Raw genomic sequence first — 18,653 nt, 5'->3', positions numbered from 1 at the left:
AAACACGGCAAAACAAGAATCTGGAGTGCCGGTTTTGATTCAATCAAAACCGAACGCACTCTACGCGGCCTGAACGGGGATCGCTGTTACGAGCGGGGCATGGCCCCAGTGGCGCAGCAGCCTAAGGATCGCATTCCCCGAAAGCCCGAGCGTGCCCGTATTGCGCAGCGGGTGGACGTTCACGGTTTCGCGCGCGGCCAGCCCTTCATCGAGGACCACCGCGATTGCGCCCGGTTCGGCATTGATAGCGGCGAGCGGCGTGACCGACCCCGGCGCGATGCCGAGCAAGCGCGCCATATCCTCGGCCTTGCCGAAGCTCACGCGCTTGCTGCCGATCGCGGCGGGCAAGGCCTTGAGGTCGACGCGCGCTTCCGACGGCACGGTGACGAGCCAGAATGCGCCGCCATTATCCTTCAGAAACAGGTTCTTGGTATGCGCGCCCGGTATCGCGGCATTCACCGCATCGCTCTCGGCGACGGTGAACACCGCGACATGCTCATAGGCTGCGAAGGGGATTGCGAGCGCATTCAAATCGTCCAGCAATCCCGCCTCGCCACGCATCACCAATCTTCAGACGACGCGGTGCAGCGCGCAAAGCTTGTTGCCCGACGGATCGCGCAGATAAGCAAGGTAGAGCTGGCCGAAACCGCCTTCGCGTACGCCCGGCGGATCTTCGATCGAGGTGCCGCCCGCGGCGACGCCGGCGTCGTGCCAGGCCTTGGCCTGCTCGGGCCCATCCATGGCAAAGCCGATCGTGCAGCCGTTGCCGGCGGTCGCCGGTTCTCCGTCAATCGGCTTGGTGACGAGGAACAGGCCGCCGTTGTGCATATAGATCAGGCGGCCCTTGTCATCGACGATCCCCGGCTTGCCGCCGATCGCCTGAAAGGTCGCGTCATAGAATTTCTTCGACGCCTCGATATCGTTCGAACCGACCATATTGTGACTGTACACGCCTTTGCTCCTCCTGACTTTGGTTGCGATTCGATACCTACCCCGCCCGGCGGGTCAGGGCCAGCCACGATGATGCCTTGCATTCACCGAAAATGACGAACTATCGAAATACCACCGTCTTGCGCCCGTCGATCAGCACACGCTGCTCGGCGACCCAGCGCACCGCGCGCGCCAGCACCTGCGCCTCGACGTCGCGGCCGATGCGGATCAGCTCGTCGACCCCGTCGCGGTGGTCGACGCGCTCGACCGCCTGCTCGATGATCGGCCCTTCGTCGAGATCGCTCGTCACGAAATGCGCGGTCGCGCCGATCAGCTTGACCCCGCGCTCCTGCGCGCGGTGATAGGGTTTCGCGCCCTTGAAACCGGGCAGGAAGCTGTGGTGGATGTTGATGCAGCGTCCCGCAAGTTTCATCGACAGATCCTGCGACAACACCTGCATATAGCGCGCGAGCACCAGATATTCGGCGCCGCCGCGCGCCATGACGTCGAGGATCGCGGCTTCCTGTTGCGCCCGGTTCGCATCGCTAACCGGGAAATAGTGGAAAGGCACGCCGTGCCATTCGGACAGGCGGCGCAGATGTTCGTGGTTCGATACCACGCCGACGATGTCGATCGCGAGATTGCCGGTCGACCAGCGGTGGAGCAGGTCGTTCAGGCAGTGGCTGCCCTGCGACACCGCGATCACGAACCGCGGCTTGACCGCGCCATCGCTGATCCGCGCGTCCATGCCGAAGCGCTCGACGATCGGCGCAAAGGCGTCCTGCACGCCCGCGAAGCCTTCGGGGAAGCGCGGCCCCGCGCCGCGAAACTCGACGCGCATGAAAAAGCGCCCCGAATCGAGATCGGCATATTGCTGGCTGTCGAGGATGAAGCCGTCGCGCTCCGCGAGCAGCCCCGTCACGGCGGCCACGATGCCCACCGCATCGACACAGCTGAACGTCAGGACATAAGGTCCGGTCAAAACATGCGCTCCCTTCGCTCAATAATGCCGTGTGCCCCCGCGAAGGCGGGGGTCCATCATCCGCCCGTGCCATTTGGTACCATTCGGAGATGGGTCCCCGCCTTCGCGGGGACACACCAGCTTATGGCCGCTCCGGCGCGCTTCAATAAACCACCACGCTGCGGATGCTCTCACCCGCGTGCATCAGGTCGAACCCCTTGTTGATGTCTTCGAGGCCCATGACATGGGTGATCATCGGGTCGATCTCGATCTTGCCGGTCATGTACATGTCGACGATCTTCGGCACATCGGTACGCCCCTTCGCGCCGCCGAACGCGGTGCCGCGCCAGTTGCGCCCGGTGACGAGCTGAAAGGGCCGCGTCGCGATTTCCTTGCCCGCCTCGGCGACGCCGATGATGATCGAGGTGCCCCAGCCGCGGTGGCAGGCTTCGAGTGCGATGCGCATCACCTCGGTATTGCCCGTCGCGTCGAAGGTGTAGTCGGCGCCGCCGTCGGTCATCGCGACGATCGCGGCGACGACCTCCTCGCGGCTCATACCCTTCGAATTGAGGAAGTCGGTCATGCCGAACTTGCGGCCCCATTCCTCGCGGTCCGGATTGATGTCGACGCCGATAATCTGGTTCGCACCGGCAAGCCGCGCACCCTGGATCACGTTGAGCCCGATGCCGCCGAGTCCGAAGACGACGACATTGTCGCCGACCTGCACCTTCGCGGTGTTGATGACGGCACCGACCCCGGTGGTGACGCCGCAGCCGATGTAGCAGCTCGACTGGAACGGCGCGTCCTCGCGGATCTTCGCGACCGCGATCTCGGGCAGCACGGTGAAGTTCGAAAAGGTCGAGCAGCCCATATAATGGAAGATCGGCTGACCCTTGTAGCTGAACCGCGTCGTGCCGTCGGGCATCAGCCCCTTTCCTTGGGTGGCGCGGATCGCGGTGCAGAGGTTCGTCTTGCCCGACAGGCAGCTTTTGCACTGGCGGCATTCGGGGGTGTAGAGCGGGATCACATGGTCGCCGGGCTTCACGCTGGTCACGCCCGCACCGACCTCGCGCACGATCCCTGCGCCCTCATGCCCCAGCACGCTCGGGAAGATGCCTTCGCTGTCGAAGCCGTCGAGCGTGTACGCGTCGGTATGACAGATGCCCGTCGCCATGATCTCGACCAGCACCTCGCCCGCCTTCGGGCCTTCCAGATCGAGTTCGACGATTTCGAGCGGCTTCTTCGCTTCGAACGCAACGGCGGCGCGGGTCTTCATGGGTGGGTCTCCTTCTCGGGCGCTCCAATCGGGCAAATGCGGCGGCAATGCAAGATGCGAGGGTCGCGTTCCCAACCTTCGTCATGCTGAACTCGTTTCAGCATCCATGGCCCGGCGCGATCCGGTCAAGGCGGCGCCAGTTATTTTCTCACACAAAGACACAAAGGCACGAAGATGTCGCGTCAGCCGCGAAGCGGCGTTCCATTACGACCGTGCGTCCAGGCGCGCCTTTGATGGGGAAATGGGCCTCTCGGCCCAAGTCTTCTTCTTTGTGTCTTTGCGCCTTTGCGCGAAACAAAAGAATGCAGCGCCTAAGGACAGGTCATGCCATGGACCCTGAAACGAGTTCTGGGTGACGAGGGAAAAAATTGCATGCGCCCACCGTCGCCCCGGACCTGATCCGGGGTCCATGACTTCAGCGCCGCCGTGGATACCGGATCAAGCCTGTCCTGATCCTGTCGAAGGGTCCGGGATGACGATGAAGAGGAGCTCAACACTCCACCACACTGACCGCCAGCCCGCCCTTCGACGTTTCCTTATATTTGTCGCGCATGTCGCGGCCCGTCTGCAGCATCGTCGCGATCACCGTGTCGAGGCTGACGACGTGCGTGCCGTCGCCGATCATTGCGATGCGGCTCGCGTCGATCGCCTTGATCGCGCCCATCGCGTTGCGCTCGATGCACGGGATCTGCACGAGGCCGCCGATCGGATCGCAGGTAAGGCCGAGATTATGCTCCATGCCGATCTCGGCGGCATTTTCGACCTGCGCGTTGGTGCCGCCGAGCGCCGCGGTCAGCCCTGCCGCCGCCATCGAACAGGCCACGCCGACTTCGCCCTGGCAGCCGACCTCGGCGCCCGAGATGCTGGCGTTGCGCTTGTAGAGCGCGCCGACCGCGCCCGCGGCGAGCAGGAAGGTCCGCACCCCCGCCGCGTCGCCGCGATAGCTGCGCCGATAATAGCGGATCACCGCGGGGATTATCCCCGCCGCGCCGTTGGTCGGTGCGGTGACGACCTTGCCGCCCGCGGCATTTTCCTCGTTCACCGCCATCGCCCACAGGTTGATCCAGTCCATCATCGCCATCGGATCGGACAGATTCGCCTCGTGCCGTTCGCGGATGTCGGCGGCGATCTGGGGCGCGCGGCGCTTGACCTTGAGGCCGCCGGGCAAAATTCCGGTGCTGCAGCAGCCCGCGTCGATCGACGCATCCATCGCGCCCGCGATCGCGTCGAGCCCGGCGTTCACCTCGTCAAGGCTGCGGTGGACGAGTTCGTTGTCGAGCATCATTTCGGCAAAGCTCTTGCCCGACGCCGCGCCCATGCTCAGCAGGTCGGCGCCCGAGGTGAAGGCGAAAGGCAATTCGACCTCATCCTCCGCGCCGCGGCTGTTGCGCCCCGCCTCGTCCTCGTCGACGACGAAGCCGCCGCCGATCGAGAAATACATCCGCTTCGCCAAAATCTCGCCGTCGCCGCCGCGCGCGGTGAAGCTCAGCGCATTGCTGTGGAACGGCTGGCGCTGGCGCATCTGGAAATGCAGGTCGCGCGCCGGCTGGAAGCGCACCCGCTGGCGGCCTAGCAGATAGAGGAAGCCTTCGCTCTCGGCGCGGTCCCAATGCGCCTTGATCGCGGCGAGGCTGGTCGACGCGGGGATTTCGCCGGCGAGGCCCGCGACAATCGCGGTGTCGGCGGCGTGGCCCTTGCCGGTCAGCGCGAGCGATCCGTAAAGGTCGGCCTCGACATGCACGGTCCGCGTCAGCAGCGCCTGCTCGTCGAGCCACACGGTGAAGCGCCGCGCGGCGACCATCGGCCCCACCGTATGCGAGCTGGAGGGACCGACACCGATTTTGAAGAGTTCGAACAGGCTGATCGTCATGGCGCGCCTATAGGCGAGGAGACAGCGTGACGATAGCGGCCAAAGCTGCCGCCAAAAATCTGTGTTCCCCCGCGAAGGCAGGGGCCCATCATCGGTCCGCGCTATTTGGAGCCCACAGGAGATGGGTCGTGTTGGGAGTCACGTGACTCCCAACACCCTTCGCGGGGACACACGATCTTCTTCATGGGCAAATTACGCCGGATAAGTCCAGGTGCCCTCGCGCGCGAAATTCTCCGCCGCGAAATCCCAGTTCAGCAGGTCGTCGACCACCGCGTCGACATAGGCCGGGCGCAGATTCTTGCGGTCGATGTAATAGGCATGCTCCCACACGTCGATCACCAGCAGCGGCTTGATGCCCGCGGTCAGTTCGGTGCCCGCATCGTGGGTGTCGGTGACCGACAGCTTGCCGTCCTTGGCGACCAGCCAGGCCCAGCCCGAGGCGAAATGGTTAACCGCGGTGTCCTTGAGCTTCTTCTTGAGCTCGTCGAGCGAGCCGAAATCGCGATCGATCGCGGCGGCGAGATCGCCAGCGGGTGCGGTCCTGGTCGGCGACAGGCTGTTCCAGTAGAAAGCGTGGTTCCATGACTGGGCGCTGTTGTTGAACAGACCCTTGTTGCCCGATCCTTCTGCGTGATGGACAATTTCCTCAAGGCTCTTGCCGGCGAGTTCGGTGCCTTCGATCGCGGCATTGACCTTGTCGACATAGGCCTTGTGATGCTTGCCATGATGCGTCGCGAGCGTGTCGGCCGAGATATGCGGCTCGAGCGCATCCTGTGCGTAGGGCAGCGGGGGGAAAGCGATGGTCATGGCAGTCTCCTTTTTTGGTGTCGGGGGTCTAACTCGGTATCGAGCCCGCGAGTTGCAACCCTGTGACGGGGAATTTTTCCGCAACGCCCGTCATTGCGAGGAGCGAAGCGACGAAGCAATCTCCAGCCATCGACGCCGCGCCGCGCCGGTGGCTGGAGATTGCTTCGCTCCTCTCGCAATGACGAAGGGCAATCAGGTCACCATCGCCTGCAAGCTCGCGATCCGGTCGGCCTCCTCCGCAGGCTTGTCGCGGCGGATCCGCGAAATGCGCGGGAAGCGCATCGCGAGCCCCGACTTGTGGCGCTTCGACGCGTGGATCGAATCGAACGCGACTTCGAGCACCAGCGATTTCTCGACCTCGCGCACGGGGCCGAAGCGATTGAGCGTGTTGTCGCGCACGAACTTGTCGAGCCACTTCAATTCCTCGTCGGTGAAGCCCGAATAGGCCTTCCCAACCGGTAGCAACTCTCCCGCGTCGGACCAGCATCCGAAGGTATAGTCCGAATAGAAGCTCGCGCGGCGGCCGTTGCCGCGCTGCGCATACATCATCACGCAGTCGGCGGTCAGCGGGTCGCGCTTCCATTTGTACCAGAGCCCCGCGCGGCGCCCGGCGACATAAGGGGCATCGCGGCGCTTGAGCATCACCCCCTCGATCGCCGCATCGCGCGCGCCGGCGCGGCGTTCGGCGAGGTCGTCGAAATCGCTCGCGTCGATGACCTGCGACAGGTCGAAATGGCTGGCGGCGAGACGTGGCACGAAAGCCTCCAATTGCCGCCGCCGCTCGGTCCATGGCAGCGATCGAAGATCGTTTCCATCCACGGCGAGGAGGTCATAGACGCGCACGAACGCCGGATAGTCGGCGAGCATTTTCTTCGATACCGTCTTGCGCCCCAGCCGCTGCTGGAGCGCGTTGAAGCTGGCGGCCTCGCCGCCCTGTACCTCACCGCGCACGAGCAGTTCGCCGTCGATCACCGCCTCCTGGTCGAAGGCCGCGACCAGTTCGGGAAATGCCCCGCTGATCTCTTCGCCGCCGCGGCTGTAGATGCGCGTCTCGCTACCCCCGCGCACGATCTGGACGCGGATGCCGTCCCACTTCCACTCGGCGGCATAGTCGGCGAGGTCGACGCTGTCCTCCTCCAGCGGATGCGCGAGCATGAAGGGGCGGAAGAAAGCGACGTCGGCAAGGTCGGGTCGCTCCCCCCTCCCCTCGCCCCACGCGAAGAGCGGTGCATAGGGCGGCGGAATCGCGTGCCACAGCTCCTCGACATCGTCGACCGGCACGTCGAACGCCTGCGCGAACGCCTGTTTCGCAAGCCGCGCCGACACCCCGACACGCATCCCGCCGAGCGCGAGCTTGAGCAACGCATAACGCCCGTCGGCGTCGAGCCGGTCGAGCAGCGACGCGACGACCGCAGGCGCATCGCTGCGCGTGGCGGACGAGAGGGCGTCGACGGCTTCGGAGACGGTCAATTCTCCCTCCCCTTTAGGGGAGGGTCGGGGTGGGGCCTGTTGCGGTTGCGCGCCCTCGACATGCCCCACCCCAACCCCTCCCCTGAAGGGGAGGGGCTTTTCCGGCCACAGCAGCGCCGCCGTCTCCGCCGTATCGCCGACGAAATGCCGCGACAGGCGGAACAATTCCTCATCTACCCGCGTCGCGAGCAGGGTCCGCACCGTCCCCGCCTTCACCGCCGGAAAGTCGAGGCTTTCGGTCAGCGCGGCGATCGCCCAGCCGCGATCGGGGTCGGGCGTATGCCGCAGATAATTGACGATCAGCGCGAGCTTCGAATTGCGCGAGCGCGTGTAGATCAGCCGGTCGATCAGGGCTGCGAAGCGCTTCACGCCTCCTCCTCCAGATCGCGCCCGACCAGGTGCAGCGCGCGCGCCTTGCGCTGCGTGAGCTCGCACCAGCGCAGCAGTCCGTCCTCGCTGCCATGGGTGATCCAGCTTTCCTTCGGGTTCACCTCGGAAATCGTCGTCGTCAGTTCGTCCCAGTCGGCATGGTCCGAGATCACCAGCGGCAGTTCGATCATCCGCTGTCGCGCGCGCTGACGCACGCGCATCCAGCCCGACGCCATCGCCGTGACCGGGTCGGGTAGCCGCCGCGACCAGCGGTCGTTGAGCGCCGAGGGCGGTGCGAGCACGATCTGCCCCGCCATCTCGGCCTTGTCGGCCTCGCTCACCAGCCGCAACTCGCCCAGGTCGACGCCATGCACGGCATAAAGCTGGCACATCTTTTCAAGCGCGCCGTGGATATAGATCGGCGCATCCCAGCCCGCGCCGCGCAGCTCGGCGATCACCCGCTGCGCCTTGCCCAGCGCATAGGCGCCGACGAGCACCGAGCGCTCGGGCTCGGCGCGCACCGCGCCGATCAGCTTGGCGATCTCGTCGCTGGTCGGCGGATGCCGGAACACCGGCAGGCCGAAGGTCGCCTCGGTGACGAAGATGTCGCACGGCACCACCTCGAACCGCGCGCAAGTCGGGTCGGCGCGGCGCTTGTAGTCGCCGGTAACGACGATCCGCTCGCCCCGATATTCCATCAATATCTGCGCGCTCCCGAGCACATGGCCCGCCGGGTGGACGCTGAAACGCACCCCGCCGCGCTCGAACCCGTCGCCATAGGCAAAGGCGGCGTTATCGCTCGCCCCGGCATCGACGCCGTAACGCAGCGCCATGATCGCGAGCGTTTCGGGCGTCGCAAACACCGCGCCATGCCCGCTGCGCGCATGGTCGGCATGGCCGTGCGTCACCGCGGCGCGCGGGACGGGGCGCGAGGGGTCGATCCACAGGTCCGCGGGCCTCACATAGATGCCGTGCGGGTGCGGCTCGATCCAGGTCCCGGCCTTCGCCATCAGGCGGCGAGTTTCCGGGCGAGCGCAAGGTCGGCGACGAACAGCGCGCGCTCTTTCGCGGCTCGCTCGCGGTCAGGCAAGCGCAGCAGGAAGGACGGATGGATCGTCGCGAGCAATTTCGTGCCCCCCTCCAGCTCGTGTACCGCGCCGCGCATCGACGTGATGCTTGCGCTCTTGCCCGTCACCCCGCGTAGCGCGCTCGCGCCCAGCGTAACGATCAGGTCGGGCTGCACCAGCGCGCGCTCCTTGTCGAGCCACCAGCGGCAGATGTCGATCTCGGCCGCAGTCGGATTCTGGTGAAGCCGCCTTTTGCCGCGCGGCTCGAACTTGAAATGCTTGACCGCGTTGGTGAGGAACAGCCGCGTCCGGTCGAGCCCCGCCTCTTCGAGCGCCTCGCTCAGCACCTGCCCCGCCGGCCCGACGAACGGCCGCCCCTGCAAATCCTCCCGGTCGCCCGGCTGCTCGCCGACGAGCATGATCCGTGCGCGCTCGGGCCCCTCGCCCGCCACGCCTTGCGTCGCGTTGCAAGAGAGCGGGCAGCGCGTGCAGCGATCGACCGCGCGCGCGACGTCCAGCAGCGTCTTCACATCGTCATCGAGGAGCAAGTCTTCGGGCACGCGCGTCCGCCATTTGTCGGTCAAGGGGTTCGCCAGGGAAACGGCCGCTTCGCGCATGCGTTCCACCCGTGCCTCGGCGCCCGCAAGCAAGGGCGCGATGTCCTGCGCCTCGGACAGGTTCTTCCAATATTTCTTCGGCATTTCGGCGCGCATTGCGTCGATCTTGACCCGCGCGGGGTTGAAGATCGCGCCATAATAGGTGCGCCACTGGTCCTCGACCACGTCGCTGCCCGGCACCTCGTCCTTCGTCCCGCCGGGGCCGTAAGTCAGCGTTTCATCCTGCCAGATCGCGCGCGCGTCTGGGGTGACGATCGCCCAGTCCATGCCGTAAAAGCGCCGCCGAAAGAATGGCGCGGTCAGCCGGAGGACGCGATGCGTCGGCTCGAACCATGCCGCGAAACTTTCGCGCCCCGCCTCCTCGCCGAGCCGGCGGAAACGGACAAATGCGTGCATCTTGTGAACGTCGCGGCGGATCGCCTTGTCGGCTTTGCGCAGCCAGTCGATTTCGGAATCGGTCGTTCGCGCGAGCAACTGGCGGTCTCGCGCCGCGCGCCAGATGATGCGATAAAGCCGCGCGGGCGTTTCCGGGTCGCGATGGCAGATGACGCGCTCGGCGACCTCGAGCAGTTCGCGCGGCAGCGACACCGCGCCCGCTGGCGCTACCACCGCCGTGTCACCGAACAAGGATGCGCCTTCGGCGCTACCGCGCCAGCTCACCTCCTCGGGTGCGACGCCGCCCGTGAGCAGGCTTCTTGCGGCGCTCCGCCACTCGGCAAAATCGCCGGGCGTGTTCAAAACAATCTCTCTCAAAGCGCGAGCGCCAGCTGCTCCGCGGGCGGCGCGAAGCGGGCGCGCAGGTCGGCGCTGTCGGTGAGCTTGCCCGGCCGCCAGTCGGGCGTCACGATGAAGGGCAGGACCTTCTTCACCGATGCGGTCAGCTTCGCGAGGTCGCCGAGCCTGAGCTTGCCCAGCCGCCGCGCCGCGACGATGCGGTCGACGGCGCGCGTCCCCAGCCCCGGCACGCGCAGCAACACTTCGCGCGGCGCGCGGTTGATATCGACCGGAAACGCCTCGCGCCGCTGGAGCGCCCACGCCAGCTTGGGATCGATCGCGAGATCGAGCATCCCGCCGCGCGCGCCCTGCATGATCTCGGCACGCTCGAACCCGTAGAAACGCAGCAACCAGTCGGCCTGATACAGCCGGTGCTCGCGCATCAGCGGCGGCCGGACGGGCGGCAGATCTTGGCTCGCATCGGGGATCGGACTGTAAGCCGAATAATAGACGCGGCGGAGCCGGTAGCCCGAATAGAGGTTCGTCGCGGTCTTCAATATATCGTCGTCCCGCGCCGCGTCGGCGCCGACGATCATTTGCGTCGACTGCCCCGCGGGCGCGAAACGCGGCGGCTTCGCCTTGCCGATCAGCCGGTTCTTCGCCGCCTCGATCGCCGCATCCGCGCCGACGCGCACCGACGCCATCGTCTTGCGGATCGTCTCGGGCTTTTTCTCGGGCGCGAAGCTCGACAGCCCCTCCTCGGTCGGGAGTTCGACATTGGTCGACAGGCGATCGGCATAGAGCCCCGCCATGGCGATCAGGCCGGGATCGGCGCCCGCGATCGTCTTCAGATGGATGTAGCCGCCGAAGCGATGCTCATCGCGCAAAATTCGCGCGACTTCCACGAGTTGCTCCATCGTATAATCTTCGGATCGGATGATCCCCGACGACAGGAACAGTCCTTCGATATAGTTGCGCTTGTAGAAATCGAGCGTCAGCCGGACGACCTCCTCCGGGCTGAAGCGTGCGCGCTCGACATTGCTCGAGGCGCGGTTGATGCAGAAACGGCAGTCGTAAATGCAGAAGTTCGTAAGCAGGATTTTCAGCAGCGAAATGCACCGCCCGTCGGGGGCGTAACTGTGGCAAATACCCATGCCCTCGGTCGACCCGATCGCTTTCGTGCCGACCGAATCGCGCCGCACCGTCCCCGACGACGCGCAAGACGCATCATATTTCGCCGCATCGGCCAGCACCGCCAGCTTTTCGAGAATCGGTTTCGCGGACATGGCCCATGCCTAGCATGAGAACATAGAAAGAACAAATCGATCGGGTCGCGCTGGTTGCGCCTATGCCTCGCGCCAACGTGCGGGCAAGGTGATGTCGACGACCAGCCCGTCAGGCTTCCAGTCGCGCGCAATCGTGCCGCCCAGATTATTCTTCACGCTGCGCTCCATCAGCAACGTGCCGAAGCTGGTCCGTTCGGGCTCGGCGACCGTCAGTGCGCCGCCGCTTTCGGCCCAGGTCAGGTGGAACAGGCGCGGGTCGCTGCCTTCGGGATCCTGCGACCAGTTGACGTCGACCTGCCCGTCCGCGCCGGTCAGCGCACCATGCTTCACCGCATTGGTCGCAAGTTCGTTGAACAGCAGGGCCATCGCGACGAGCGCATTTTCGGGCAGCAAAAGGTCCGGGCCCGACCAGCGGATGCGCGGAAAGCTTGCCTCGACCTCGCGCAGCAGCGCGTGCATCGACCCGGTCATGAAATTGGCGCCGAGCAAGACATTCTGCGCGCGATTGAGCGCATCGAGCCGGCTGCTGATCCGCTCGACATAATCGTCGACGTCGCGCGCCGCGTGGCGGGTCAGCGAGATGATGGCGCCGACCGTCGCGAACAGGTTGCGCATCCGGTGGTGCAGTTCGCGCATCAGCAGCGTGGCATTTTCCTGCCGGCTCTTCTGTTCGGTGATATCGATGCAAACGCCGGTCAGGATAGCGTCGTCGTCGCGCACGTCCCAGTCGCCGCGGATTCCCAGCCAGCGGACCCCGCGCTCGGGATGATCGATGCGATGCTCGACCGCATAGGGCGTGCCGCTCGCCACCGCCTCGTTGATCGCGACCTCGACGCGCGCGCGATCCTCCGGATGAATGCGTGCGAACACGCCCTCCCGGTTGGTGAGGGCCGAGGCATAGTCGGCGCCCCAGAGTTCGGCGACGGCCCCGCGCCAGGTGACCGCGTCGATCCGCGCATCGTATCGCCAGCTTGCGATGCCGGAAAAATCGAGTGCGCGCTCCAGCGTCCGGCGGGCGTCGTCGCGCTCGACGACGATACGGCGCAGATCGGCCTCGGCCATGATGATCGCAGCGAAATCCTCAAGCCGCTCCAGCTCGCGTCGGTCAAAGGTCCCCCGCATCTTGCGATCGATCACGCACAGCGTTCCGAGCACCATGCCGTTGTACGCGCGCAGCGGCACCCCGGCATAGAAGCGGATGTACGGCTCGCCGGTCACCAGCGGATTGTCGACAAAGCGCGGGTCGGCCGCGGTGTCGGTCACAACGAGCGGCGCGTCGTCGGTGATCACATATTGGCAGAAACTGATCTCGCGCGGCGTCTCGCTGATCGTCAGCCCATGGGCGGACTTGAACCACTGACGGCAATCGTCGACCAGCGTGACAAGCGCGATCGGCGCATCGAACAGGTCCGCGACGAGCTTCGTCACACGGTCGAACGCCGCCTCCGGGGCGGTATCCATCAGTCGGTATTCGCGAAGGGTCTGGAGCCGCCACGCCTCGCGCGTCACCGCGTCGCCTTCGCCGCCGTCCGCCAAGATCTGCCCCTCCGTTGCTTGCGGAGCCATCGCACCGACATTGGCCCCAGGCCGCTCTGCCATAGAAAAGGGTTCCCAAAAAGCGTGCTCACGGCACCGCGAAGAAAGTAGAGCAATTCCTGTCGCTTACACGCAAATATCATCACGGCCCGACAGACTCTACGCATTCCCGACCGACAAGTTGCAGCAAAAAGGGACGCTTTTCGGATCCCACCGGCGGAACCCGTCCGCGCAGCGAAGCGTATTCGTTGCGATACGAGGGAGCATTGACATGACGCTGGGAGACGAAATCCGCGGGCACCTGCCCTTTCTGCGCCGCTACGCGCGCGCGCTTACGGGCAGCCAGCAGCATGGCGACAATTTCGTGCATACGACGCTCGAAGTCATCGTCGCCGCGCCCGACGAGTTCCGCGTCTCGGGCGACACGCGCATCGACCTCTACCGCAATTTCCACCGCATCTGGGAAAGCGCCTTCATCGAGGATGGCGAGGCCAGCGACGAGGGCGAGAACCCCCTCGTTCGCGCCGCCAACCGCCGCCTCGCGCGTATCACGCCGCTCAGCCGCCAGATGCTGCTGCTGACCGCCCTCGAAGGCTTTTCGGTCGAGGAAACAGCGGCGATCACCGGCGCCGACAGTGCGATGGTCGAAACGCTGCTCGCCGAGGCGGTGGACGAGGTCGACCGCGAGGCGCGCACATCGGTGCTGATCATCGAAGACGAGCCGCTGATCGCGATGGACCTCGAACAGATCGTCCGCGACCTCGGCCACGATGTCGCGGGTGTCGCGACGACGCACGAGGATGCGGTCGCAGCGTTCGAAAACAGCGACGCGGGGCTCGTCCTCGCCGACATCCAGCTCGCCGACGGATCGTCGGGGATCGATGCGGTGCAGGATATTTTGGCGATCGCACCGGTGCCGGCGATCTTCATCACCGCCTTTCCCGAAAAGCTGCTGACCGGCCACCGCGTCGAGCCGACCTTTTTGATTTCGAAGCCCTTCGGCCGGAACACCGTGCGCGCGGCGATCAGCCAGAGCCTGCTCTTCACCCCGCAGCTCGCGGCGTAGTTTCCCGAAGCAGCGCGGTCTCCCGGCGTCGGCCGGGACCAGCTCAATCGGGCGACGGCCCGCCGCCGGTCAGCTGGTCGATATCGCTCATGATGGACGCAAAGGCCTGGCTCGGCGCCAGCGGATCGTCGCTGCGCAGCGGCATGTCGCCGCCCTCGAGGATCGCGTGGAGCGCCGTGCGCGCACGCGACACGCGGCTCTTCATCGTTCCCACCGCACAGCCGCAAATCTCCGCGCCTTCCTCATAGGAAAGCTGCCCCGCGCCGATCAGGATGAGCGCCTCGCGCTGGTCGACCGGCAGCATCATCAGCGCGCGCTGGACGTCGGCAAGGTGCAGGCTGTCATCCTGGTCGTCGGGCGCGACGAGCAGCCGCTCGGCGGCGAGTTCGTCATATTCGGCGGTGAATTTCTTCCTTCGCATCTGCGACAGGAAGCAATTGCGCAGGATGACGAACGCCCAGCTCTTCATGCTCGACGGCCCCGGTACGTAGGTCGCGCGGGCCTTCCACGCCTTCAGCATCGTCTCCTGCACCAGATCGTCGGCGAGGTCGGCGTTGCCCGTCAGGCTGCGGCCGAAGGCGCGCAGATGCGGCAGCATCGCCGCCAGCTCCCGCTTGAAGCTGGCGTCGTCGAGGGGGCTAGGCGTAACGTCGCTGATAACAGGGCCTTTTACATGCTCGGGTTCGACTGAACCTTGCCCAAGGCTTAGCGCCTTGAAATTTCAATGCAAGAGCGCCGCCGGTCAGGATGTCGGGCGGCGGCGGCCCAGCGCAATAAAGTTCGCCATCATCCGCTCGTCCTGCGGGTCGAGCCGGCGATTCGCGGCAAGTCGGGCCAGATCCTCGTCATGTCCCTCGAAGCCCGGACAATAGAGCATCGACCATTCGGCGAACTCGCGAACGTCGATCGCGCGGCGCCGCACCTCGACCATTCCGCTATGGCGCGCGTCGCGCCGGATCGCATCAAGGCACGCATCGACCTCGCGCGCCGGACCTTCGAGCAGCTGCATGAAATTGTGGCCATTATAGATGAGCGCGCCGGTGAGTCCGTCTCGCCTGTTGTTGCGCCGCGCGCTCAGCAGGATGGCGGCAATATCCTCTTCGCGGATCAACGGATCGGCGACGCTGACGTAAATCACGGAAATCAAGGTGGTCACGCTCCCTTTTCCCGGGCACAGGCCGGGAACGATGTGACCCCTCACGCCCGTCCGAATAAGGGCAGTGTTGCTTCTTGGCAACGCGCTCGTCGCAAAAAACAACCAAAGCGGGAACCAGCGGGGCATTCCCTCGTTGCTTCGGCATGGCTACGCACGGCAACAACAGGTTCAACGGAAAGGACCGCCCTGTCATCGGGCAGGACGAACCGCACCGGTCGAACGGCAGCTTCCCCGGGACCGGCAGCGATCAGTGGCACCGTACGCTGACGGGCCGCCAGTCGCCCGAGCCGGTGAGCGCCAAGCTGCGCATGATCTACGGCAATATCGTCGCCGAACAATTGCCCGCCGATATGCTCGACCTGCTTGCCAAGCTCGACCACGAGAGCCCCGAACAATAATGGCGCGAACCACCGCTGCGCCGCTGCCGCAGGACAATAGCGCCCTTTCGGACAGCGAGTTCAAGGCGCTGCTCGCGGGCGTCATTCCCCATTTGCGCGCCTATGGCCGCAGCCTGTCGGGCAACCCCGACCTTGCGGACGATCTCACGCAGGACACCATGGTCAAGGCCTGGGCGTCGCGCGACCGATTCGAGCGCGGCACCTCGATCAAGGCGTGGACCTTCGTTATCCTGCGCAACACCTTCCTGTCGCAGATGCGCCGCAACAAGTTCCACGGCGACTATGACGAAGTCGCGGTCGAGCGGACGCTGTCGACCCCCGCCAGCCAGGAAGACGCGGGCGAGATGACCGACCTGCAGCGCGCGCTGATGGAATTGCCGCAGGACCAGCGCGAGGCGCTGATCCTCGTGGGCGCCGGCGGCATGTCCTATGAGGAGGCGGCGAGCATCTGCGACTGCGCGCTCGGCACGATGAAGAGCCGCGTGTCGCGCGCGCGGTCGGCGCTTGAGGAGATCATGGCGAGCGGCCAATTCTCGCAGAAACGCGCCGACGCGCCGCCCGCAAGCGAGGCGATCGACGCGATCATGGACAGCGTCGAGGAAATAACCGCGCGCCGCGAGGCATCGGGCGGCTGAACCCTCTCGACTTCACGGCCGGGGCGCGCCAAGGTTGATGTTCCGCCTCCCCCCAGCAAAGCGAGCAAATCCATGAAGAAAGTCTCAGCCGCCGCCCTCTCTGCGGCGATGATCGTCGCTGCCTGTTCGGCGGGCACGACCAGCAACGCCGCCCCCGCCGGCGGCGCCAGCCTCGACGCGTCGGGCGCGCAGCCCGCAACCCCGCTCGCCGACGCCCCCTTCGCGGTGCGCGAGATCGCGCGCTTCAACGAACCCTGGGCGATGACCTTCCTCCCGCGCGGCCGTCAGGCGCTCATCACCGAACGGTCGGGCAAGCTCAAACTCTGGCAGGAGGACGGACCGACGCTCGATGTCGCGGGCGTGCCCGCCGTCGCCTATGGCGGACAGGGCGGCCTCGGCGACGTGATCCTTGCGCCCGACTTCGCGACCAGCAGCACGATCTATCTCAGTTGGGCCGAGCCGGGCGACGGCGGCACCGCCGGCGCGGTGGTCGGTCGCGCGAAACTGGTGCAGGGCGCCGCGCCGCGCCTCGACGGACTGCAGATCATCTGGAAACAGGATCCCAAAGTCACCGGCCGCGGCCATTATTCGCACCGCCTCGCCTTTTCGCCCGACGGCCAATATCTCTTCATCGGTTCGGGCGAGCGGCAGAAGTTCGATCCCGCGCAGGACATGAAGGCCAATCTCGGCAAGATCGTCCGGCTGAACCCCGACGGCAGCGTTCCAGCCGACAATCCCTTTGCCGCGCAAGGCGGCGTGGCCGCGCAAATCTGGTCGCTCGGCCACCGCAACATCCTGGGCCTCGCCTTCGACGGCTCCGGCAGGCTCTGGCAGCAGGAAATGGGTCCGAAGGGCGGCGACGAGGTCAATCTGGTCGACGCGAAGGCGAATTACGGCTATCCGATCGTCTCGAACGGCGACCATTATGACGGACGCGACATTCCGGACCACCCGGCGCGGCCCGAGTTCGCCGCGCCGAAACTATGGTGGAACCCCTCGGTCTCGCCCGCCGGGCTCGTCTGGTACGGCGGCGATCTCTACCCGGGCTGGAAGAACAGCCTGCTGATGGGCGCCTTGTCGGGTCAGGGGCTGATCCGGATGCAGGTCGACGGCGACACGCTTCGTAAATCGGACCGCTGGGACTTCGGCGCCCGTATCCGCGAGGTCGAGGTGCGCGACGACGGATCGGTCTGGCTGCTCACCGACGGCGAGGGCGGCAAGCTGCTGCGACTGGTTCCGAAGGGCTAGGGTTGGGACCCAAGCCCCGCCATGCGCCTGCCTTCGCACGCCCGCAAAATCTGCTATAGGCGCCCACGATGATCCGCGGCTTCCTCACCCGGCGCGCCGAATGGCCCGCGCGCATTCCCGATCCCGACGCGCCGCCGCCGCTTTCGCTGCTGTGGCGCGAGGTCGGGGCGCTGCTGCGCGCTATCGGCGGGCGCATTCGTCCGATGCCGCCCGAACCCAATCCCGACAGCGACCATCCGCCGGTGATGGTGCTGCCCGGTTTCCTTTCGGGCGACTGGGCCACCAAGGCGCTGCGCGGCGACCTCCGCCGCGCGGGCTTCCGCTGCTACGCCTGGGGTCTCGGCTTCAATCGCGGCGCGACCCCCGACATCATCGAGCGCATCGACACCCGCGTGCAGTGGATCATCGACCGCACCGGCTATGCCCCCGCGCTCGTCGGCTGGAGCCTCGGCGGCATCTATGCGCGCGAATATGCCAAGCATCATCCGGACAAGGTCGCACGCGTCGTGACGCTCGGCTCGCCCTTTTCGGGCAGCCGGCGCGCCAACCGCGCCTGGCGGCTGTACCATCTCGTCGCGCGCCACCCGGTCGACAATCCGCCGATCGACTTCCACCCCGCCCCGCGCCCGTCGATGCCGACCTTCGCGCTCTGGTCGCGGCACGACGGCGTGATCGCGGTGAACAGCGCGCGCGGGGCGCCGCACGAAAGCGACCGGCAGGTCGAGGTCGATTGCGGCCACATGGGCTTCGCCTATGCGCCGACCTCTGTGGCGGCTATCGTCAAGGCGTTAACCGAAGAGATAGGTTGATCGGGCAAGCGGCGGCGTCTTCCCCCTTCGAAGGACAATGATTCCATGCTGACCATCACAACCGCCGCGATCGCCCTGATGATGCAGGGCGCCCCCGCGTCGGCGTGTACGCTCGGCAGGATCGCTGGCAATCCGCGCGAAACGCGAATCTGGGTGTCGCTCGCCCCGTCGCCCGGCGCCCGTCGCACCGCGCGGGTAAAGCCGGGCCAGCCGGTTTTTCTCTGCGCGGCCAAGGGCGTATGGGTGTTCGTCCGCTTCGCCGACCGCCGCCACAGCTGCGGCGGCATCGGCAGCCGCCCGGCGCGTGCGGGCTCGACCTGCGCCGAAGGCTGGATCGAACGGCGGCGGATCATCAGCGAGCGCTAGAGCGAACGGCGGGTTTCGAGCGAAGCACGACATTTCCAGCATCGTCATCCTGAACTTGTTTCAGGATCCATG

19 protein-coding genes are annotated in these 18,653 nt (G+C 66.0%); 6 read left to right on the top strand and 13 right to left on the bottom strand.

Annotated elements, in window-relative coordinates; translation table 11 throughout:
• Nucleotides 1-60: 60 nt before the first annotated feature.
• The 11 genes from J1N50_RS03660 to J1N50_RS03610 all read right to left on the bottom strand — a co-directional run bounded on the left by J1N50_RS03660 (nt 61) and on the right by J1N50_RS03610 (nt 12,933).
• Entirely contained in the window at nt 61-543 is a 483-nt protein-coding gene (locus tag J1N50_RS03660) for a prolyl-tRNA synthetase associated domain-containing protein (protein WP_343227835.1), read from the bottom strand.
• A 27-nt stretch (nt 544-570) separates the two neighbouring features.
• Complete coding sequence (locus tag J1N50_RS03655) at nt 571-951, bottom strand: VOC family protein (protein ID WP_215350424.1); 381 nt, start codon at nt 949-951, stop codon at nt 571-573.
• A gap of 100 nt (nt 952-1,051) precedes the next feature.
• A complete protein-coding gene (purU, locus tag J1N50_RS03650; RefSeq protein WP_215350423.1) occupies nt 1,052-1,912 on the bottom strand; it encodes a formyltetrahydrofolate deformylase in 861 nt (286 codons plus the stop codon).
• Nucleotides 1,913-2,054: 142 nt separating this feature from the next.
• Entirely contained in the window at nt 2,055-3,167 is a 1,113-nt protein-coding gene (locus tag J1N50_RS03645) for an S-(hydroxymethyl)glutathione dehydrogenase/class III alcohol dehydrogenase (protein WP_215350422.1), read from the bottom strand.
• 490 nt (nt 3,168-3,657) lie between these two features.
• The gene (locus tag J1N50_RS03640; RefSeq protein ID WP_215350421.1) at nt 3,658-5,037 is read right to left on the bottom strand and encodes an L-serine ammonia-lyase; all 1,380 of its coding nucleotides are present in this window, start codon (nt 5,035-5,037) and stop codon (nt 3,658-3,660) included.
• A gap of 192 nt (nt 5,038-5,229) precedes the next feature.
• The gene (locus J1N50_RS03635) at nt 5,230-5,844 is read right to left on the bottom strand and encodes a superoxide dismutase (protein WP_215350420.1); all 615 of its coding nucleotides are present in this window, start codon (nt 5,842-5,844) and stop codon (nt 5,230-5,232) included.
• Between the two features lie 192 nt (nt 5,845-6,036).
• Nucleotides 6,037-7,683: a cisplatin damage response ATP-dependent DNA ligase gene (locus J1N50_RS03630; RefSeq protein ID WP_215350419.1), complete on the bottom strand. Its 1,647-nt coding sequence runs from the start codon at nt 7,681-7,683 to the stop codon at nt 6,037-6,039.
• Nucleotides 7,680-8,693, bottom strand: coding sequence for a ligase-associated DNA damage response exonuclease (locus tag J1N50_RS03625; RefSeq protein WP_215350418.1), 1,014 nt, complete (start codon nt 8,691-8,693; stop codon nt 7,680-7,682). The genes J1N50_RS03630 and J1N50_RS03625 overlap by 4 nt, the downstream gene beginning before the upstream one ends.
• Entirely contained in the window at nt 8,693-10,105 is a 1,413-nt protein-coding gene (locus tag J1N50_RS03620; RefSeq protein ID WP_246553049.1) for a UdgX family uracil-DNA binding protein, read from the bottom strand. Before J1N50_RS03620 ends, J1N50_RS03625 begins: the two co-directional genes overlap by 1 nt.
• Nucleotides 10,106-10,116: 11 nt before the next feature.
• Complete coding sequence (locus J1N50_RS03615; protein ID WP_215350416.1) at nt 10,117-11,367, bottom strand: putative DNA modification/repair radical SAM protein; 1,251 nt, start codon at nt 11,365-11,367, stop codon at nt 10,117-10,119.
• A gap of 60 nt (nt 11,368-11,427) precedes the next feature.
• Entirely contained in the window at nt 11,428-12,933 is a 1,506-nt protein-coding gene (locus tag J1N50_RS03610) for a sensor histidine kinase (protein ID WP_246553046.1), read from the bottom strand.
• 241 nt (nt 12,934-13,174) lie between these two features.
• Here J1N50_RS03610 and J1N50_RS03605 point away from each other — a divergent pair, with 241 nt between their 5' ends.
• The gene (locus J1N50_RS03605; protein WP_215350414.1) at nt 13,175-13,969 is read left to right on the top strand and encodes a response regulator; all 795 of its coding nucleotides are present in this window, start codon (nt 13,175-13,177) and stop codon (nt 13,967-13,969) included.
• A 43-nt stretch (nt 13,970-14,012) separates the two neighbouring features.
• Here the strand turns inward: J1N50_RS03605 and J1N50_RS03600 are convergent, their stop codons facing one another.
• Both J1N50_RS03600 and J1N50_RS03595 read right to left on the bottom strand, forming a co-directional pair.
• Nucleotides 14,013-14,567 (bottom strand): sigma-70 family RNA polymerase sigma factor, encoded by a 555-nt coding sequence (locus J1N50_RS03600; protein ID WP_215350413.1) that lies wholly within the window; start codon nt 14,565-14,567, stop codon nt 14,013-14,015.
• A gap of 144 nt (nt 14,568-14,711) precedes the next feature.
• A complete protein-coding gene (locus J1N50_RS03595; RefSeq protein ID WP_343227834.1) occupies nt 14,712-15,125 on the bottom strand; it encodes a BLUF domain-containing protein in 414 nt (137 codons plus the stop codon).
• Nucleotides 15,126-15,268: 143 nt separating this feature from the next.
• On the opposite strand from J1N50_RS03595, the gene J1N50_RS03590 reads away from it, so the two are divergent.
• From J1N50_RS03590 to J1N50_RS03570, 5 genes are all read left to right on the top strand, one after another.
• Entirely contained in the window at nt 15,269-15,523 is a 255-nt protein-coding gene (locus J1N50_RS03590) for a hypothetical protein (RefSeq protein WP_215350412.1), read from the top strand.
• A complete protein-coding gene (locus J1N50_RS03585; protein ID WP_215350411.1) occupies nt 15,523-16,158 on the top strand; it encodes a sigma-70 family RNA polymerase sigma factor in 636 nt (211 codons plus the stop codon). The genes J1N50_RS03590 and J1N50_RS03585 overlap by 1 nt, the downstream gene beginning before the upstream one ends.
• A gap of 72 nt (nt 16,159-16,230) precedes the next feature.
• The gene (locus J1N50_RS03580; protein WP_215350410.1) at nt 16,231-17,406 is read left to right on the top strand and encodes a PQQ-dependent sugar dehydrogenase; all 1,176 of its coding nucleotides are present in this window, start codon (nt 16,231-16,233) and stop codon (nt 17,404-17,406) included.
• Between the two features lie 68 nt (nt 17,407-17,474).
• The gene (locus J1N50_RS03575) at nt 17,475-18,215 is read left to right on the top strand and encodes an esterase/lipase family protein (protein ID WP_215350409.1); all 741 of its coding nucleotides are present in this window, start codon (nt 17,475-17,477) and stop codon (nt 18,213-18,215) included.
• Between the two features lie 45 nt (nt 18,216-18,260).
• Nucleotides 18,261-18,581: a hypothetical protein gene (locus J1N50_RS03570; RefSeq protein ID WP_215350408.1), complete on the top strand. Its 321-nt coding sequence runs from the start codon at nt 18,261-18,263 to the stop codon at nt 18,579-18,581.
• The last annotated feature ends 72 nt before the right edge of the window (nt 18,582-18,653 follow it).

Source organism: Sphingopyxis soli (genome assembly GCF_018682675.1).
Classification (GTDB): domain Bacteria; phylum Pseudomonadota; class Alphaproteobacteria; order Sphingomonadales; family Sphingomonadaceae; genus Sphingopyxis; species Sphingopyxis soli.
Note: the sequence above shows the minus strand (reverse complement) of the source record. Positions and strands in the feature narration are given on the sequence as shown.

What these genes read in the sequence shown, in the direction of transcription:
- J1N50_RS03645 (WP_215350422.1), bottom strand. Translation starts at nt 3,167, where the DNA reads ATGAAGACCCGCGCCGCCGTTGCGTTCGAAGCGAAGAAGCCGCTCGAA.
- J1N50_RS03640 (WP_215350421.1), bottom strand. Translation starts at nt 5,037, where the DNA reads ATGACGATCAGCCTGTTCGAACTCTTCAAAATCGGTGTCGGTCCCTCC.
- J1N50_RS03635 (WP_215350420.1), bottom strand. Translation starts at nt 5,844, where the DNA reads ATGACCATCGCTTTCCCCCCGCTGCCCTACGCACAGGATGCGCTCGAG.
- J1N50_RS03625 (WP_215350418.1), bottom strand. Translation starts at nt 8,693, where the DNA reads ATGGCGAAGGCCGGGACCTGGATCGAGCCGCACCCGCACGGCATCTAT.
- J1N50_RS03615 (WP_215350416.1), bottom strand. Translation starts at nt 11,367, where the DNA reads ATGTCCGCGAAACCGATTCTCGAAAAGCTGGCGGTGCTGGCCGATGCG.
- J1N50_RS03610 (WP_246553046.1), bottom strand. Translation starts at nt 12,933, where the DNA reads ATGGCTCCGCAAGCAACGGAGGGGCAGATCTTGGCGGACGGCGGCGAA.
- J1N50_RS03605 (WP_215350414.1), top strand. Translation starts at nt 13,175, where the DNA reads ATGACGCTGGGAGACGAAATCCGCGGGCACCTGCCCTTTCTGCGCCGC.
- J1N50_RS03600 (WP_215350413.1), bottom strand. Translation starts at nt 14,567, where the DNA reads ATGCTGCCGCATCTGCGCGCCTTCGGCCGCAGCCTGACGGGCAACGCC.
- J1N50_RS03590 (WP_215350412.1), top strand. Translation starts at nt 15,269, where the DNA reads ATGGCTACGCACGGCAACAACAGGTTCAACGGAAAGGACCGCCCTGTC.
- J1N50_RS03585 (WP_215350411.1), top strand. Translation starts at nt 15,523, where the DNA reads ATGGCGCGAACCACCGCTGCGCCGCTGCCGCAGGACAATAGCGCCCTT.
- J1N50_RS03580 (WP_215350410.1), top strand. Translation starts at nt 16,231, where the DNA reads ATGAAGAAAGTCTCAGCCGCCGCCCTCTCTGCGGCGATGATCGTCGCT.
- J1N50_RS03575 (WP_215350409.1), top strand. Translation starts at nt 17,475, where the DNA reads ATGATCCGCGGCTTCCTCACCCGGCGCGCCGAATGGCCCGCGCGCATT.
- J1N50_RS03570 (WP_215350408.1), top strand. Translation starts at nt 18,261, where the DNA reads ATGCTGACCATCACAACCGCCGCGATCGCCCTGATGATGCAGGGCGCC.